Origin of the sequence: Pararcticibacter amylolyticus (assembly GCF_003130405.1) — a bacterium.
Taxonomy (GTDB): domain Bacteria; phylum Bacteroidota; class Bacteroidia; order Sphingobacteriales; family Sphingobacteriaceae; genus Arcticibacter; species Arcticibacter amylolyticus.
On the sequence record NZ_QEAS01000014.1, the window covers coordinates 112,307 to 127,207 of the forward strand.

17 protein-coding genes are annotated in these 14,901 nt (G+C 44.3%); 5 read left to right on the forward strand and 12 right to left on the reverse strand.

All coding sequences use genetic code 11. From position 1 onward, the window contains the following. Window position 1: 1 nt before the first annotated feature. Complete coding sequence (locus tag DDR33_RS17030) at window positions 2–1,219, reverse strand: sensor histidine kinase (protein ID WP_109417005.1); 1,218 nt, start codon at window positions 1,217–1,219, stop codon at window positions 2–4. A 127-nt stretch (window positions 1,220–1,346) separates the two neighbouring features. Here DDR33_RS17030 and DDR33_RS17035 point away from each other — a divergent pair, with 127 nt between their 5' ends. From DDR33_RS17035 to DDR33_RS17050, 3 genes are all read left to right on the forward strand, one after another. After that, window positions 1,347–2,054, forward strand: a complete 708-nt coding sequence (locus DDR33_RS17035; protein WP_109417006.1) for a DUF4397 domain-containing protein — start codon at window positions 1,347–1,349, stop codon at window positions 2,052–2,054. Window positions 2,055–2,379: 325 nt separating this feature from the next. Next, a complete protein-coding gene (gene uxuA / locus DDR33_RS17045; protein ID WP_109417008.1) occupies window positions 2,380–3,585 on the forward strand; it encodes a mannonate dehydratase in 1,206 nt (401 codons plus the stop codon). 31 nt (window positions 3,586–3,616) lie between these two features. Beyond that, a complete protein-coding gene (locus DDR33_RS17050) occupies window positions 3,617–4,432 on the forward strand; it encodes an SDR family oxidoreductase (protein WP_109417009.1) in 816 nt (271 codons plus the stop codon). Window positions 4,433–4,497: 65 nt separating this feature from the next. Here DDR33_RS17050 and DDR33_RS17055 read toward each other — a convergent pair whose 3' ends face one another. The 8 genes from DDR33_RS17055 to moaC all read right to left on the reverse strand — a co-directional run bounded on the left by DDR33_RS17055 (window position 4,498) and on the right by moaC (window position 11,409). After that, window positions 4,498–4,824: a nucleotide pyrophosphohydrolase gene (locus DDR33_RS17055; RefSeq protein ID WP_109417010.1), complete on the reverse strand. Its 327-nt coding sequence runs from the start codon at window positions 4,822–4,824 to the stop codon at window positions 4,498–4,500. 63 nt (window positions 4,825–4,887) lie between these two features. Then, the gene (locus DDR33_RS17060) at window positions 4,888–7,362 is read right to left on the reverse strand and encodes a helix-turn-helix domain-containing protein (protein ID WP_109417011.1); all 2,475 of its coding nucleotides are present in this window, start codon (window positions 7,360–7,362) and stop codon (window positions 4,888–4,890) included. A gap of 76 nt (window positions 7,363–7,438) precedes the next feature. Continuing rightward, a complete protein-coding gene (locus DDR33_RS17065) occupies window positions 7,439–8,632 on the reverse strand; it encodes a molybdopterin molybdotransferase MoeA (RefSeq protein ID WP_109417012.1) in 1,194 nt (397 codons plus the stop codon). A 34-nt stretch (window positions 8,633–8,666) separates the two neighbouring features. Beyond that, a complete protein-coding gene (gene moaA / locus DDR33_RS17070) occupies window positions 8,667–9,659 on the reverse strand; it encodes a GTP 3',8-cyclase MoaA (RefSeq protein WP_109417013.1) in 993 nt (330 codons plus the stop codon). 8 nt (window positions 9,660–9,667) lie between these two features. Further along, a complete protein-coding gene (locus DDR33_RS17075; protein ID WP_109417014.1) occupies window positions 9,668–10,078 on the reverse strand; it encodes a molybdenum cofactor biosynthesis protein MoaE in 411 nt (136 codons plus the stop codon). Then, window positions 10,079–10,318: a molybdopterin converting factor subunit 1 gene (gene moaD / locus DDR33_RS17080; protein ID WP_109417015.1), complete on the reverse strand. Its 240-nt coding sequence runs from the start codon at window positions 10,316–10,318 to the stop codon at window positions 10,079–10,081. Window positions 10,319–10,352: 34 nt separating this feature from the next. After that, window positions 10,353–10,937, reverse strand: a complete 585-nt coding sequence (locus tag DDR33_RS17085) for an NTP transferase domain-containing protein (RefSeq protein ID WP_109417016.1) — start codon at window positions 10,935–10,937, stop codon at window positions 10,353–10,355. Beyond that, window positions 10,912–11,409, reverse strand: coding sequence for a cyclic pyranopterin monophosphate synthase MoaC (gene moaC / locus DDR33_RS17090; RefSeq protein WP_109417017.1), 498 nt, complete (start codon window positions 11,407–11,409; stop codon window positions 10,912–10,914). The genes DDR33_RS17085 and moaC overlap by 26 nt, the downstream gene beginning before the upstream one ends. Before the next feature lie 287 nt (window positions 11,410–11,696). Between moaC and DDR33_RS17095 the strand changes: the two genes are divergently transcribed. Together DDR33_RS17095 and DDR33_RS17100 are read left to right on the forward strand one after the other, a co-directional pair. Continuing rightward, on the forward strand, window positions 11,697–12,176 hold the full coding sequence (locus DDR33_RS17095) for a YMGG-like glycine zipper-containing protein (protein ID WP_109417018.1): 480 nt from the start codon (window positions 11,697–11,699) through the stop codon (window positions 12,174–12,176). A gap of 811 nt (window positions 12,177–12,987) precedes the next feature. Next, entirely contained in the window at window positions 12,988–13,359 is a 372-nt protein-coding gene (locus tag DDR33_RS17100) for a response regulator (protein WP_202913772.1), read from the forward strand. A 1-nt stretch (window position 13,360) separates the two neighbouring features. Here DDR33_RS17100 and recO read toward each other — a convergent pair whose 3' ends face one another. From recO to DDR33_RS17115, 3 genes are all read right to left on the reverse strand, one after another. Continuing rightward, window positions 13,361–14,083, reverse strand: a complete 723-nt coding sequence (gene recO, locus DDR33_RS17105; RefSeq protein ID WP_109417020.1) for a DNA repair protein RecO — start codon at window positions 14,081–14,083, stop codon at window positions 13,361–13,363. Further along, window positions 14,083–14,427, reverse strand: a complete 345-nt coding sequence (locus DDR33_RS17110; RefSeq protein WP_109417021.1) for a diacylglycerol kinase family protein — start codon at window positions 14,425–14,427, stop codon at window positions 14,083–14,085. Before DDR33_RS17110 ends, recO begins: the two co-directional genes overlap by 1 nt. A gap of 64 nt (window positions 14,428–14,491) precedes the next feature. After that, window positions 14,492–14,776 carry a hypothetical protein gene (locus DDR33_RS17115; RefSeq protein ID WP_109417022.1) on the reverse strand — a complete coding sequence of 95 codons (285 nt, stop codon included), beginning with the start codon at window positions 14,774–14,776 and terminating at the stop codon, window positions 14,492–14,494. Between the last annotated feature and the right edge of the window lie 125 nt (window positions 14,777–14,901).

The following is a 14,901-nucleotide window of genomic DNA, read 5'->3' on the forward strand; positions in this document are numbered from 1 at the left end:
GTTAGTTCTGGCAATTAAATTCAATAGTTGTTGTGCTGCCTTTTCCCGGCCCCTGGCTTTCCATCGCGATGCTCCCGCCATGGCTCTCAATAATCGACTTGCTTGTATACAAACCGATGCCCGTACCCTGACTTTTGGATGTATATCCCCTTGTAAACATCTGTGCCCGGGCGGCTGAGTCAAATCCCTTGCCCGAATCAAAGATCACTAATGTAATTTTGTGATTCGTAAGGGAAAGAGACAAATGAATCTCCTTTCTATCCCCATCCGGGTCAATGGCTTCTATACTGTTTTTTAACAGATTAAGGATTACCTGCATCAATTTGGTACGATCACCGTTAATATGAACCGGGACAGCGGGCAAGGATGAAAAGAACCGAATCTTTCTTTTTTCGAGACTGGCGTCGATCATAGACCGGCAATCTCCTATTATTTCCTTTAAGTTCACGGGCTTTCGCTCCTGCGAATGGTTTCCGAGTACGTACTGACGTTGGATATTCAGAATATCCTGAATGTGGGCCACTACACGAAGCTGTTCATTTACAGAACCCTTTACCAACTCAGCTCCTTTCTTTACCGAAGTATTTAGTGCTCCGGTCATAGTGACCAGAGCTGATGCTTTCTGATCACCCAGGGCGGCGGCCAAGGCTTGCTGATTCTGCTGAATAAAAACGGATAATTTTCCGAGGTTTTCCACCCCGCTTTCCTCGAGTGCTCTGTTGATCTTTGTCAGATGAGATCCGAACCCGACGAGGGCATTCCCGATGTCATGTAAAACTTCAGAAGCAATCTCATATTTCCCAAGAGCAACCGCTTTTTCCTGTTCGGCGAGTTGCAAAGCTTTCTCTTCACTATACCCTATGGAGATATCATCGATACCCACGATAATGCAATCTGCGAACATCTTGCTTGCTGTAATTAAAAAATGTTTTTCGTTGCCTCCGACAACAGCCGAACACAACTGGCTGTCGATAATGGGGCCACCCGGCTCCTTAAAATTCTTTATCTGAGCCGCTACCTCGGGATCAATAAGGGATAATACATCAAAGCCATTTGCTCCGGCCTTTACAGGCCCCCCGGTGATGACCTTCGTCAAATCTTCCGCAACTATATTCAGGCTGACGATTTCACCGTCCTCCTTTATTTCCATAACTCCAATGGCCGCGTGCCTTATAATAAAGGCAAGTTTTTGATCTTCTGAAATCGTTCTATCCCCCATAAAATGTGAGTGCAATATAAAGGTGTAGTGCCTTTTACGCAAGAAGTTTTAAAAGGTTAAAGATTGCAGGCGAAATCCGTAGCACTTTTTACAGTTTCATCGTATGGACATATAAAATTTGTTTCCCATGAAAACACAAAGAAGTATCAAAACAGGCTTGTCAGGACTCCTATGTATGGCCATGCTGTCATTCAGCTCCTGTTTGAAAAACGATGACGACTACGTTGAAATACCAGTCGCACTCATTTCGGCCATCAATGCTTCGCCGGATGCAGATGCCGCAGATTTTTATCTCGATCAGAACCGGGGAAACTCCGTTCCTGTCAAGAGTGGCGAAAGTCTTGATTATATCCGCGCATATACCGGCAAAAGAAACGCTTCATTTTATTTTAGCATGAATCAGCAAAAGATCAAAACGGATACGGTAACTCTGAAAGCTGACCACCTTTATTCATTGTTCTTATCAAATGTAGTGGCGACTCCCGACTATCTTTTGATCACAGATTCAATAGCTCAGCCGGAAGCGGGTAAAGCAACTGTCAGATTCGTCAATCTAAGTCCGGATGTTCAGTCGGCTGACCTCGCGGTTCAGGGAGGGAATATTCTGGCATCGAACAAAGGATATAAGGGATATTCAGGATTTATCACAGTAGCCGGAGATACTCAGTATAATTTTGAGATCAGACGGGCAGGAACGGGTACAGTCCTTTCAACGCTGTCAAACATAAAGCTGAGAAGCGGTTCAGTGTATACAGTTTGGTTGCAGGGGCTGGCTTCCGGCAGCGGACAAACGGCTTTGAGTTCTCATATACAGAATAATGCATACTATTATTAAGGCACACAACAGGCCCGGAATGCAATCACTTTATCTGTCCGGCGCATTGCTCATCATTGTGCTGTAACGTGTCGCTGGATATCAACATCCCGGGCCTCTGGCTGTAATTTCCTGTGGTTCCCGCCGCCCCTTCTTGCAATCGGTTACAAAAGCTCCTTTTTTTTAGAAAGTCCCGGCCCCTGAAGACTTCTGTTAGTTGCCGCACTAACTGATCAATCATTTATATTTGAAAATTTAAACCGATTGCATAACTTGCACGGATAATCAGAATGCCAACGGAAATTCCGACGGCAGATACCGTTATAAACTCAAAAATCATTAGGTTATGCCCCTTGAGAAAACATGGAGATGGTTTGGCAGAAATGACAAAATAACATTAGCTGAATTAAAACAGATAGGCGTGCAGGGTATTGTAACTGCATTACATCACATTAAAGGTGGTGCTGTCTGGCCCGTAGACGAGATCCTTTCTGTTAAGAACGAGATCGAAAGCCACGGCATGCGCTGGAGCGTTGTAGAAAGCCTTCCCGTGTCTGAAGAGATTAAAACCAACAGCTCCCGCCGCGGGGAGATGATAGAAAATTACAAAGTGTCTTTGAGAAACCTCGGTGAGTGTGGAATAGACACGGTTTGCTACAACTTTATGCCTGTGCTGGACTGGGCACGCACAGACTTACATTTCAGCAATGAGCGCGGGGCTGAATCAATGTTGTTCGACTATCCTACCTTTGCAGCCTTCGACATTTTCATATTACAACGCAGGAATGCCCGCCAGGACTACCCCGAGGATGTTATAGAACAGGCAGAAATACTGGCTGGCAGGATGAGTGAATCTGATAAGAACACGCTTGCCTACAATATTATTGTCGTTACCCAGGGGTTTATTAACGGCACTGTTGAAAATGCGGATAACTATAAAGAGATCTTTCTGAACTACCTCGACAGATATGCAGACATCGACAGGGATACATTACGAAAGCATCTCTCTCTTTTTCTTCATGATATTATTCCTGTCGCAGAAGAAAATGGGATAAACATGTGCATCCATCCCGACGACCCGCCATTCCCCCTGCTCGGTTTACCCCGTATAGCCAGTACGGCTGAAGATTTTGAATGGATCTTCGCTGAGTGCAGTTCCCTTTCAAACGGACTGACATTCTGCAGCGGCTCGCTATCCGTGCGCGAGGATAACGATCTTGTCGATATAGTTAAACGTTTCGCAGACCGCATTCATTTTGTACACCTTCGCAATATTATAAGGCTGGGCAACAGAAGCTTCTTTGAATCAGCACACCTCGAAGGCTGTGTCGACATGTACAGCGTACTAAAGTCGCTGCTGGAAGAACAGCACAGGAGGAAAAGTAATGGCAGGTCTGATCTGCGGATACCGTTCAGGCCCGATCACGGGTTAAAGATCCTCGATGACTTCAACAGACAAAGTAATCCGGGATATCCGCTTTCCGGCCGGATGAAGGGACTGGCTGAAATAACCGGACTTGAACTGGGGATTGAGAAGTCGATGCTTTATTAATTTACTTCACGGAGCATTACAAACATTTGATATGGATTCAAAATTTGATATAAGCGGCAAGGTCGCTATTATTACCGGCGCCGGCGGTGTATTGGGAGGCAGTATTGCCTCTAGCCTGATGAAAAGCGGCGTAAAGATCGTTGCAATGGATATCCGCCAGGAGAACCTGGATGCCCGGATAGCAGAACTAAAGCAGATCCACGAAGACGTTATAGCTGTTGTGGGCAACGTGCTAGACCTGGAGAATCTGAGGCAGCTTGCCCGGGAAATCAAGGGTAAATGGGGCACTATTGATATTCTGGTAAACTGCGCTGGGGGCAACGTGCCCGGTGCTACTTTAGCTGAAAATCAAACAGTTTTTGACATGAAGATTGAAGACTGGGAAAAAGTTACCAATCTTAATATGAACGGAACTGTTTATCCATGTCTCGCTTTCGGAGAGATTATGGCAGAACAGGGAAGCGGAAGTATTATCAATATCTCTTCCATGGCTACCTATTCCGCCATCACACGGGTTCCGGGATATTCTGTAGCAAAGACAGGGATTAACATCTTCACGCAGTGGATGGCCACCGAAATGGCTCAGAAGTTCGGTGAAGGTGTCAGAGTAAACGCCATTGCTCCCGGCTTCTTCATCGGCGACCAGAACCGCGCTGTACTGATCAACCCCGATGGAAGCTACACCGAACGCAGCGTGAAAGTGCTTGCTAAAACTCCGATGAAACGTTTCGGCGATATATCCGAACTGAACGGAGCGGTACATTTTCTCTGTTCGGATGCGGCAAGTTTCATTACAGGCGTCATCCTCCCTGTCGACGGAGGTTTCTCTGCCTTCAGCGGAGTCTGAGAGATTCACTTGGAGTAATAAAGTACAGGCTGGATAGTTTCTTTATCCGCTTGTACTCCTTAACATTATTTAAGCTTTTCATTGTTCCGGTGCCGGTCTGCATCCCGGATGCTCTTCTTTTCGAGGTTCTTCTCAAGTGCATCAGTAAGATTGATACCAGTTTGATTAGCAAGGCAAATCAACACGAAAAGCACGTCAGCCATCTCATCTCCCAGGTCTATTTTCTTATCCGACTCCTTAAATGACTGCTCGCCAAATCTCCTGGACATGATCCGGGCCACTTCCCCAACCTCTTCCATCAATATCGCCGTATTGGTAAGCTCGTTGAAATACCGGATGCCGGTTGTATTTATCCAATTGTCTACCAGTTCCTGGGCTTCCTCTATCGTCATAATAATATTTGATAAATCTTTTTTTGTATTCGGTTTCAGAATAAAAATGGTATCATACTGGCATCAGTTCACCAACCCGGCAGAAAGAAATTGCAGGTGCCTGGTTACCGCCTTCAGTTCCATGTAACTATAGTCCTCGCCCATTGCCGCTTTTGCTTCTGATAAAGACGCGGGTTTAGCAGACTCCAGGTACTCTGTAATTGCGTCCAGTTTCTCTTTCGTTACAAACTGCTCAATAGAAATATCTCCGGTACCAATGAAATCAGTAAGATGTCCTTCTATAGTAGATACCGCAAACCCTCTTTCAGCAGCAATTTCTCTGACAGACCTACCCTCCCTGAATAACCTGAGGCTGACATCACGGGTGTTGACTTTAGGCTTTTGAGGCTCTTCAGTCGAAAAAGCGCCTTCCTCAGCAGGTGCCCCAATACCCTCTTTCAGGCAGTAAGTGTTGATAATGTCGAGCAGCTCGGGGCCATAGTGCTGCGTCTTGGTCTTCCCGATGCCCTTAGCCTTCTCCAGCTCTTTCATGGTACGGGGGAGTTTAGTCACCAGCTCTACCAGCGTTTTCTGCGGCAGGACAATATATACCGGAACGTTATTCTCTGCAGCCAGCGCATTTCTCCATCTTCTTAGCTTTTCATAGAGCTTTACATGTGGCACATCGGCAGTTGTCAGCTTCTGCTGTGCTCCCTGTGCCTTTGCCGGTTCTGAAGAAAAATCGATCTCAGCATCGGCCCTTGCTTTCAGGTAACCGGAAGTATCAAAGCCGTTCAGGGAAACCTTCATCACAGACAATTTAACAAAAACATCCTTTTTCAGTCTTTGCAAAGCTTCTGATACTGATTTTTTTACCGCTTTATTGTCCGTTTCTACAATGGTCTTCTGCAATGGTATATATATAACATCCTCTATTTTCCCTGAGAAATAGGCCGCACCTTTCTTTACTCTTTCCTGCAAAACTTCATTCTCCTCGGGTAGTTCTTCCTGATCCATCAGCCGTGTTAATTGTCCTTTGAAGGATGCTGCGACCGAATAAATCTGGTTTTCTATTCCGTCTTTTACTGCATTAAGAGTATCGGTTAAGCCGGGAGCCAACACACTGTCATGCTCTTCCGCTAACCTCTTGCAGCGAAAGAAAGACGTCTGCACTTCGGTAAAATCAAACAGGTTGAACAGCAGAGACTTTTGAAAGGCTCTTCTTGACTGATCGAGCTGCTCGTTGCAGGGAACATCTCCATTCGCGTTCTGCGTAAAGGAAGAAACGGTAGAATCAGTTTTGATACTATTATACCCGATGGGAGAACTGAGCACCAATCCCTCGAAACTCTTACACCGGCTTAGTGCAACATATACCTGACCGTGGGCGAACGCAGCATTCGCATCTATAATGGCCCGCTCAAAAGTCAGGCCCTGGCTCTTATGTATCGTGATTGCCCAGGCTAATTTCAATGGAAACTGAGTAAAGGAGCCGATCACCTTTTCGTCTACTTCTTTAGTATCCTGATTCAGCTCATACTTCATATTCTGCCATTCAACCGGCTTCACTTCGATCTCTCTGGTGTCTCCCGGACACTTCACATAAATGGTATCCTTATCAAAGTGAGTAATCGTACCTATCTTGCCATTATAATAAAGACGCTCCCTTGAGATATCATTTTTCACAAACATCACCTGGGCACCCGATTTTAATTCAAGTTCGACATCTGTAGGATACGCGTACTCGGGAAACTCATCTTTCACCGAGGCAGAAAAGTAACGGGATTTACCTGCTATCTGCGCAAGTTTTGAACGGTTTAAGTCGTTTGCAGAATGATTATGAGTAGTTAACGTGATATAATTATCGCCAGAATCGGGGGTAAAGCCTGGTATATACCGCTGGTTCAGACAATCAAGAAGGTCTTTATCTGTCTTGTTTTCCCTCACCCTATTGAGTAAATCAATAAAGTGTGTATCTGATTGACGATAGATATGCGTCAGTTCAATACATACAGGCATGCATTTCTGGTAAGCCCGGCTGCTGAAAAAATAAAGATCGGAATAAAAATCTTTCAGTATTTTCCAGTCATCATCTTTTACAACGGGAGAAAGCTGGTGCAGATCGCCGATCATTAAAAGCTGAATCCCACCGAAAGGCAGGGAAGGATTTTTATAGCGCCTCAGAGTTTCGTCTATTCCATCGAGTGTATCCGCCCTCACCATACTGATCTCGTCTATAACAAGGAGATCGAGACTCTTGATGAGGTTAATTTTTTCCTTGCCAAACCTCTTGTTGTATGGCTGTTTTCCACCATCCGCCTGGCTTTCCGGTACAATCGGACCAAAAGGCATTTGAAAAAATGAGTGAATAGTTACCCCTCCGGCGTTAATGGCTGCAACTCCCGTGGGCGCCACAATAGCCATTCTCTTGGGGGAATTCCGTTTTAAGTTATGCAGAAATGTCGTTTTCCCTGTTCCCGCTTTACCAGTAAGAAAGACACTCCTGCCTGTATATTGTATAAAATCCTGTGCTAACTTCAGCTGCGCATTCCCGTCCATAGTATTACCGGCAAATCCTAACCATCTGTCTTAAAACCGGCAAGTTACCTAATACAAAAGCAAGCGCCAATAAAAATTAACCTTCAAAGGGAATCATATTGAAAATCTCCCCTTTATGAAAGACCTCTTTTCCCGCCGGCAAGGTAATCACTCCGTTGGCCGGAATAAGGCCGGGTAAGTCACCGGATCCTGAGCCCAACAGTGGGGAAGCATTTAATATACCGTCCGCATTTTCTACAGAAACCAATAGATGACGGGCTAGTTTAGCCGGCAATCTCATCTCTCTGGCTAATCGTACTCTTTGATAATCAAACGGCACGCCCATCGAATAATAAAGCCATCTTCTGAAATAAAGATGATAACAAACAAACGTCGATACAGGATTTCCGGGCAATCCAAACACAGGCACTCCTGATGCAAATTTCCCGAAAAGAAAAGGCTTCCCAGGCTTTTGGGCTACGCCATGAAAAATCACGTCCATCCCTGCTTCCTGAAGAACCGCGGGAAGGTAATCAAACTTGCCTTTCGAGACCGCTCCCGAAAACAGCAGCACATCAAAATCCTGTAAGACAGGCCGGATCCCTTTGGATAACAATTCCCGGTCGTCATTCAAGTGAAAAACATGCGCATCAATACCTTCGGACTTCAGAGCAGAGGCTAGCATGCTGGCATTCGATTGCCTGACCTGATGGTCTGCCGGAACTGACTTTACCTCTACAAGCTCATCTCCGGTTGAACAAACCGCTATTCGCGGAAGCTTTATAACAGGCACAAAAGCATAGCCTGTAGCTGCCAGGATAGCGGTGCTTACCGGTGTGATGCGCGCACCTCTTTTGAGAAGCAATGTTCCGGTTTTACAATCGGTTCCTTTGAGATGGATATTTTGCAATCTTTTTATTCCATCAGACCTGATAGTCGCCACGCCCCTGTCAATAAACAACTCTTCATAAGGCACTACAACATCTGTATTTTCGGGGAGTATAGCACCAGTCATCACCTCGATACAGTTCCTGCTGTCTTCAAGACTTTGCTTGCCGGCACCTGCGGCCTGAATTTTTTCAATAGGATATCTCCTTACTCCGGTTTCAAAAGCTCCGCTTTGAATAGCAATTCCATCCATCATTACCCGGTCATACGGGGGAAAGTCCCTGTCAGCAAAAACATCGTCAGCAAGGATACGATTACCAGCATCCGCAATAGAGATTTCTTCCCGATCGAAATGCCCTACATTCTCATCGATAAGGGAAAAGGCTTCTTCAACTGAAATCATGAAATGAATGTTTTGATTTATAACTTTTCAATCGCTACCCTCCCAGCACTGACATGGAATTATGCAGGGTATGCCTGTTTGAATTCTCCGCTTCAAAGCCATTCTTCAGCCGGCCACTTACCGCATGCTCAATGAGGCGTTCGATGTCGTGTGCAGATGCGCCCACCCTCAGCACATCCCTTAAATTACAGGCCGGCGGTCCGTAAAGGCACGTTCTCAGTTCTCCCGTTGCTGATAACCGGATACGGTTACATGTGCCACAGAATGTCCTGCTAAAGGAGGGAATGATCCCAAATGAGCCTTTAAACCCGGGTATGCGGTAATTTACAGATGTCCCGTTAGGATCGCTTCCTGTTGTTTCCACCTCCGGGTAAATGCCCGCAATGTATTCATAGATATCTTTATATGTCCAGTTCAAAGCATCAAAATTGCCGCTGCCGTTAAAGGGCATTTCCTCTAAGAAACGAACCCTTAGCGGATATTTACGTGTAAGCTCGATAAATGGGATAATATCATCCGTGTTCTTCGTTGCCGACACCACGCAGTTTAACTTAACGTCGAATCCTTCGCGGAGCAACAGGAAGATACAAGAGTAAACAGAATCAAAGGCATCACGCCGGGTAATCATAAAAAAGCGCGCGGGATCCAGAGAATCAATGCTGACGTTGATCTTCCGGATACCAGCCTTCTTTAACTGGCTGATGTACTTCGTGGAAAATGTACCGTTGGTTGTTGCGGTTATCTGATCCAGCCCGGGCACGCTGCTTAAGTCGGACAGGAAAGGCATGACACCCGCACGGGCAAATGGTTCTCCGCCTGTAATACGGATTTTCGAAACACCCAGATTGCAGAAGACCTGGCATAAGAAGAGCATTTCGGAAAATGACAACAAATCCTTTCCGGACGCAAAGTCTATTCCCTCCTCCGGCATACAATAATAGCACCTGAAATTGCAGCGGTCGGTAACCGACAATCTCAGATAGTTAATCATCCTCCCGTGCTTGTCTGTTAAAACTTTCCTGTTCATACCGCTCTTTATGGATACGCATTCACCCAGACACTACTGTCCTCATAATATTCTTTTTTCCATATAGGAACCGTTTTTTTGAGTTCATCTATTAAAAAACGGCTTGCCTCAAATGCAGCTGCACGATGAGCGGAAGACGCCCCGGTTATAACCACAGGCTCTCCCACCTTCTTTTCACCGGTAACATGCTGTATCACGACCCTCTCAAGCGCCCATCTTTCCATAGCCTTCTGTCCAATACGCTGCATCTCCAGGAGAGCCATGGGAATGTATGCCTCAAACTCCAGCAGCCGCACTTTCTTCCCATTGGCGTGATCCCTTACTGTCCCTATAAAAAGGTTTATGCCTCCGGCTCCTTCTGTCTGCAAATGCCGGAAAGCTCTGTTTAAATCTATTTCAGCTACAATCTCTACTAACATTTAACCTCCGCTTACTGGTGGTATCAGGGCAATCTCTGATGAAGGATAAAGTTTCACGTGATCCTCTGCATACTCATTATCAACAGCAATAGCAAACGATTTGAGACCCGCTAGCGCGCCATATCGCTTGTTCACCCATGCGCGCAGGTCGGCTACAGTTTCAGGCTGCTCGTCAGGAGGCACTTCAAGCCGCTGCTGGCCGGCAATTTCTCTGGCTATTCCAAATAATAATATTTTCATGTCTCATTTATGCTTCGTTCATGCAATCAGGATACTAAAATAATTTTATTACCTCCTCATACTCGGAGGCAAGATTGACATTTTGCAATTCTTTCGCATCCGGAGCATGAAGGATTTGTATGTCAGAATTAATCAAAACCTTCCTTGGACAGTTGTACCCCTTACGACGGAATTCTGAAAGCAGCAGATAACCGGCTGGTTCCCATATAGTGATAAGGGGCTCGGGAAACCCGGTCGCGGGATTAAAAAATGCAGTAGCTACTTTTTCCGGGTTTCTGCCCTCCACGAGGCAGGTAAGTGTAGCCGGTGTCAGGAAAGGTACGTCACATGCAAGTACCAGCCAGGCAGAATGAGGCTTTTTCATAAAGGCACTCAGTATCCCTGTGGCGGGGCCCGCTCCTTCCACCGCATCTTCTATGACCGGTAATTCATCTGGATGTTCTCTTTGCTCACTTTTGCATGATATATATACTTCTTTACAATAGGGCAAAAGCATTTGGTACAAATGTTTCCTCTGAGTAACTCCATGATAAATAAGGGCGCCCTTGTCCCTTCCCATCCGGGTACTCTTTCCCCCGGAAAGCACAAGTCCGTTAAGCTCCGGTATTGTCGAAATCATTTTTCCCTCCGGTTTTCTTCAGCAATCTCGTTTCTCTGATCACAATATTGTGCGAAAAAGATTTGCACATATCATATATGGTTAAAGCAGCAACACTTGCACCCGTCAGAGCCTCCATCTCCACTCCCGTCTTAGCGGTTATGGACACAGTACACTCAATAATTATCTCTTTTTCAGCATTAACAGAAATATGTAATTTACAGTCGTCCAGCGACAAAGGATGGCATAAGGGGATAAGAGATGATGTATTCTTGGCGGCCATAATACCCGCAATAACAGCAGTTTGGAATACAGGCCCTTTGGGAGAATGAATCTCCCCGCCGTTAAGATGTTCAACAAGCTCTTCTCCTGTAACCACTATACTGCGGGCAGTTGCACTTCTCCTGGTCTGTAATTTCCGCCCAACATCTACCATCGCAGGCTGTCCTGTTTGGTCATCAAGATGCGAGAATGATGGCAATTCTTTATTCATTTCTAAATATACACCTGTTTAACGTCATAACAAATCGGGAACGGAATTGGAAGGTTCTTTAACAATAATTTACTACTCCATAAGCTGCATAATAGTTCAACCATTTGTTGTCATATTCTGCAACACTCATTTTCTCCTAAACCAGTCATGATCCGCTTATAAAACGAAGAAGATGAAGCAAATAATTTCATGCAAAGTTGCACCACCATCTGATTTTTGTGTGGAAGCTTAAACTTTGGCATCATTTTTTCACATATCAAAATGCAATTAGATAAAAATATAAAGTCATGAAAACGTTCGTAACCATGTTTGCATTTGTTGCAATATTTGCAGCGTGTAACAATAAAGCTAAGGTAGAGAACACACAAGCTTACCGTGATTCAATAAAAAAAGCTGTTCAGGATAGTATCAGGCTCGATAGTTTCCAGCGGGCAGAAGCCCAGGCAAAAGAAAAAGCAAGAATTGATTCTATTGCCAGTGCAAAAGCTGCCCGCCAGGCGGCTGCTTCCAGAAGCTACGCAAGAAGTTCAGGAAGTGGGGTACATCCTGTGGTAAAAAGCGACTATTACGAAGAAACCAAGCCTCAGAAAAAAGGATGGAGCTCTGCAGCTAAAGGAGCCGCAATTGGTGCAGGTGCAGGTGCTGTAACAGGCCTCATTGTTGACAAGAAGAACGCACGTGGGGCAATTATCGGAGGCGTCGTCGGAGCTGGTACCGGTTATGTTATCGGACGCCAGAAAGATAAAAAGACGGGCAGGGCACAATAATATTTCTAAAATAATATGTCAGAAAAGGGATGTAACGCAGGTTGCATCCCTTTTTTGATGTCATATATTAATGAATCTCTGTATATATCCGAATTTGTGCCTTTTGCGCCCGCAACTTGCTTAACTATTAACCTTTTAAGTATTTTCAAAAATTGCCTGTAGGTCAGCATTGCTTCGCGAGACAGCAGGCTTTGCTGTCCGCAATAGAGGAAACTACGCAGCGATAGAATGAACAAATCCAACCTTAACCTAAAATGGCAACATTGTCCTTTTTAGAATACACGATCATTGACAGAAGTCAAGCTACCCCCCTTCTGCAAAACGAGGATCATCTGCTGATTCTTTTTCGCCGTTGTTTTTTTTATAAAAACACATTAGAGCTTCATCAGGTCAGCGGCAGAAAAACAAATTTTCGCTTACTGTCTGTTGCTTCATGAACAGGAAAGGCCTTATAAAACTACGAAAAAAGAAGGATTGATGCTGGGAAAAAACTATATCAAAAAAATAAGCTCCTGATGGGCAGGAGCTCAAACTAACCAATTATAAACCTAAATTATGCAGAAAGAAATTCTATATAATTTCTGATGCAAATGTAAGTGTATTTTTAACACTTAGCAAATATTTTTTAATTTTTGTCTGAACGAATATCCGGCACCGGTTTAGAAAAAGAAAAATTTTCCTGTTCACCGGCAAACATTTATTAAAATGTAAAGTTATTGTCTGACATAGGCAGGATATCAATACATTTTATCCGATATTGCATAGGATTTTCATGAAGCGATACTGGCTGTAAACGGAAAAAGGGCAGATTATGTCAAAACGTATACTGATTTTTGATGACGATGTAGATATTTTATCTATCTGCAGTTTTATTCTGGAAGAACAAGGATGGGATGTACATACTTCTCCTCACTGCAACGATATCGTGAACAATGTTCGCAATATTCAGCCGGATGTCATACTGATGGACAACTGGATCCCCGACTCCGGAGGGGTGATAGCAACCCAGACGCTGAAGAAAGAAGATGATCTGAAAAATATCCCCGTGATATATTTCTCAGCTAATAATGATATTCAATCTTTAGCAACCCAGGCTGGCGCTGATACATATCTCGAGAAACCGTTCGACCTGACTGAACTCGAAATGGTCATTGAAAGGGCTACAGTTAGCAAAGTAGCGTAGATCAATGTAAAACCTCTTCTAAGATTTGGTGCGACTTAACTTCTCCGAAGTTATCTATATGCAGCTGATAATATTCCAGGAGTTTCAGCAGTAAGTCTTTTCTTTGTGGGCCGGGCACCTTAATCTGGCCGATGGAATAAATATTTCCGGACATAAGGCCGGTAAAATATTTCATTAGCTCGCCCTGGATAATTTGAGGATGTAAAGGTAATGTCCGGACATAGCATCCATCTCTAAGATCAAAGAAATCAGCATCTGCTAATGTAGCATTGGGAAAAAAACCCAAATAACGGGTAAGATGTAAAAGGAACCAGAGATGGAAATTAGCAATACCCTCCTCTGTTCTGTCAAGCAGCTCCACCGCACTGTAAATGAATTCGAAAAGACGCTCGTCACTCGAATGATTCTTTATAGACCGGTATAATACTTCATTCAGAAACAAAGCAACAGAACTCTTCACAATATTATAAGGGATACTTTCAAAAACAGGGCTGTTCCTCAATTCCGATATCCTTTGGATATTAGACGAGGGCTTGTGATACACCACCATATCTGTAAGATGTAAAGGTTGAAGCATATTCATTCTGATCTTCCCTTTAGATTTCTTTATTCCGTTAATCAGATAAGACTGAAGACCGAACTTCTCAGTGAAAATCTGAACGATAACACTGTTTTCAGAATAATCAGTTGTTTTTAAAACAATTCCCCGGGTTTTATAAAGCATCAGATTTTAGGGATAAAGATAATGATAGCGGTGATAAAGGCGAATATAGCGGAGATAAGAACAGCAGCAGAGGCGAGGTCTTTCACTATCCCGGCTTCCCGGGAATAGCCTGGAGAAACAATATCGACCAGCACTTCAATGGCCGTATTAAAAAGTTCGCACACAATAACCAGAGAAACAGACAGGAGGATCCACAGCCATTCAGCTCCCGACAGATCAGCAACAAACCCGCACAGTGCAATAAGTGCTGCCGCAAAAGCGTGAAACCTGAAATTGATCTGAGTGGAAAAGGCATAGTTCAAGCCCTGCCATGCATATTGAAAGCCTTTAAAGAATTTACTCATTGGGAAAAGTCAAAGCACTGCAAACCCAATTCAATAATATGTAAAATTTAAACGATAGGCAATTTTATTGCATGTTGAACTCTCTTTGCTGCTTCAGTTTTTTACGCTCAGCCTTTCTCTGAGCTTTCCTCTCTGCCTCGGCAGCCCTTTCCTCTTTCAATCCTTTGTACTCCACTTTTCGCACCACGCTGTAGAAAGCGAAAAGGAACCCAATGCCAAATAAGATAGTTCCTAATATCATCGCCCAGCCATAGAGCCCCCACTCCTGCCGTTTGATCACATACCCCAGTATGTTAAGCGCTACCCCTGATATGATCAGAAATAAGCCTCTTTTTAAGTATTTATTCATATTTACCTTTTGACAAACGACATGCCAATAGTCAAACAATCATCTATACCTAGCCTGGATGATGAACTGATTATTCCCATGTATGCTTCAGAGGACACTCTAAGCCGGATATTGGCAATTTACAT

Bases quoted from the DNA above. Each gene is read 5' to 3' on its own strand.
- DDR33_RS17030 (WP_109417005.1), bottom strand. From the start codon at position 1,219: ATGGGGGATAGAACGATTTCAGAAGATCAAAAACTTGCCTTTATTATA.
- DDR33_RS17035 (WP_109417006.1), top strand. From the start codon at position 1,347: ATGAAAACACAAAGAAGTATCAAAACAGGCTTGTCAGGACTCCTATGT.
- uxuA (WP_109417008.1), top strand. From the start codon at position 2,380: ATGCCCCTTGAGAAAACATGGAGATGGTTTGGCAGAAATGACAAAATA.
- DDR33_RS17050 (WP_109417009.1), top strand. From the start codon at position 3,617: ATGGATTCAAAATTTGATATAAGCGGCAAGGTCGCTATTATTACCGGC.
- DDR33_RS17055 (WP_109417010.1), bottom strand. From the start codon at position 4,824: ATGACGATAGAGGAAGCCCAGGAACTGGTAGACAATTGGATAAATACA.
- DDR33_RS17060 (WP_109417011.1), bottom strand. From the start codon at position 7,362: ATGGACGGGAATGCGCAGCTGAAGTTAGCACAGGATTTTATACAATAT.
- DDR33_RS17065 (WP_109417012.1), bottom strand. From the start codon at position 8,632: ATGATTTCAGTTGAAGAAGCCTTTTCCCTTATCGATGAGAATGTAGGG.
- moaA (WP_109417013.1), bottom strand. From the start codon at position 9,659: ATGAACAGGAAAGTTTTAACAGACAAGCACGGGAGGATGATTAACTAT.
- DDR33_RS17075 (WP_109417014.1), bottom strand. From the start codon at position 10,078: ATGTTAGTAGAGATTGTAGCTGAAATAGATTTAAACAGAGCTTTCCGG.
- moaD (WP_109417015.1), bottom strand. From the start codon at position 10,318: ATGAAAATATTATTATTTGGAATAGCCAGAGAAATTGCCGGCCAGCAG.
- DDR33_RS17085 (WP_109417016.1), bottom strand. From the start codon at position 10,937: ATGATTTCGACAATACCGGAGCTTAACGGACTTGTGCTTTCCGGGGGA.
- moaC (WP_109417017.1), bottom strand. From the start codon at position 11,409: ATGAATAAAGAATTGCCATCATTCTCGCATCTTGATGACCAAACAGGA.
- DDR33_RS17095 (WP_109417018.1), top strand. From the start codon at position 11,697: ATGAAAACGTTCGTAACCATGTTTGCATTTGTTGCAATATTTGCAGCG.
- DDR33_RS17100 (WP_202913772.1), top strand. From the start codon at position 12,988: ATGTCAAAACGTATACTGATTTTTGATGACGATGTAGATATTTTATCT.
- recO (WP_109417020.1), bottom strand. From the start codon at position 14,083: ATGCTTTATAAAACCCGGGGAATTGTTTTAAAAACAACTGATTATTCT.
- DDR33_RS17110 (WP_109417021.1), bottom strand. From the start codon at position 14,427: ATGAGTAAATTCTTTAAAGGCTTTCAATATGCATGGCAGGGCTTGAAC.
- DDR33_RS17115 (WP_109417022.1), bottom strand. From the start codon at position 14,776: ATGAATAAATACTTAAAAAGAGGCTTATTTCTGATCATATCAGGGGTA.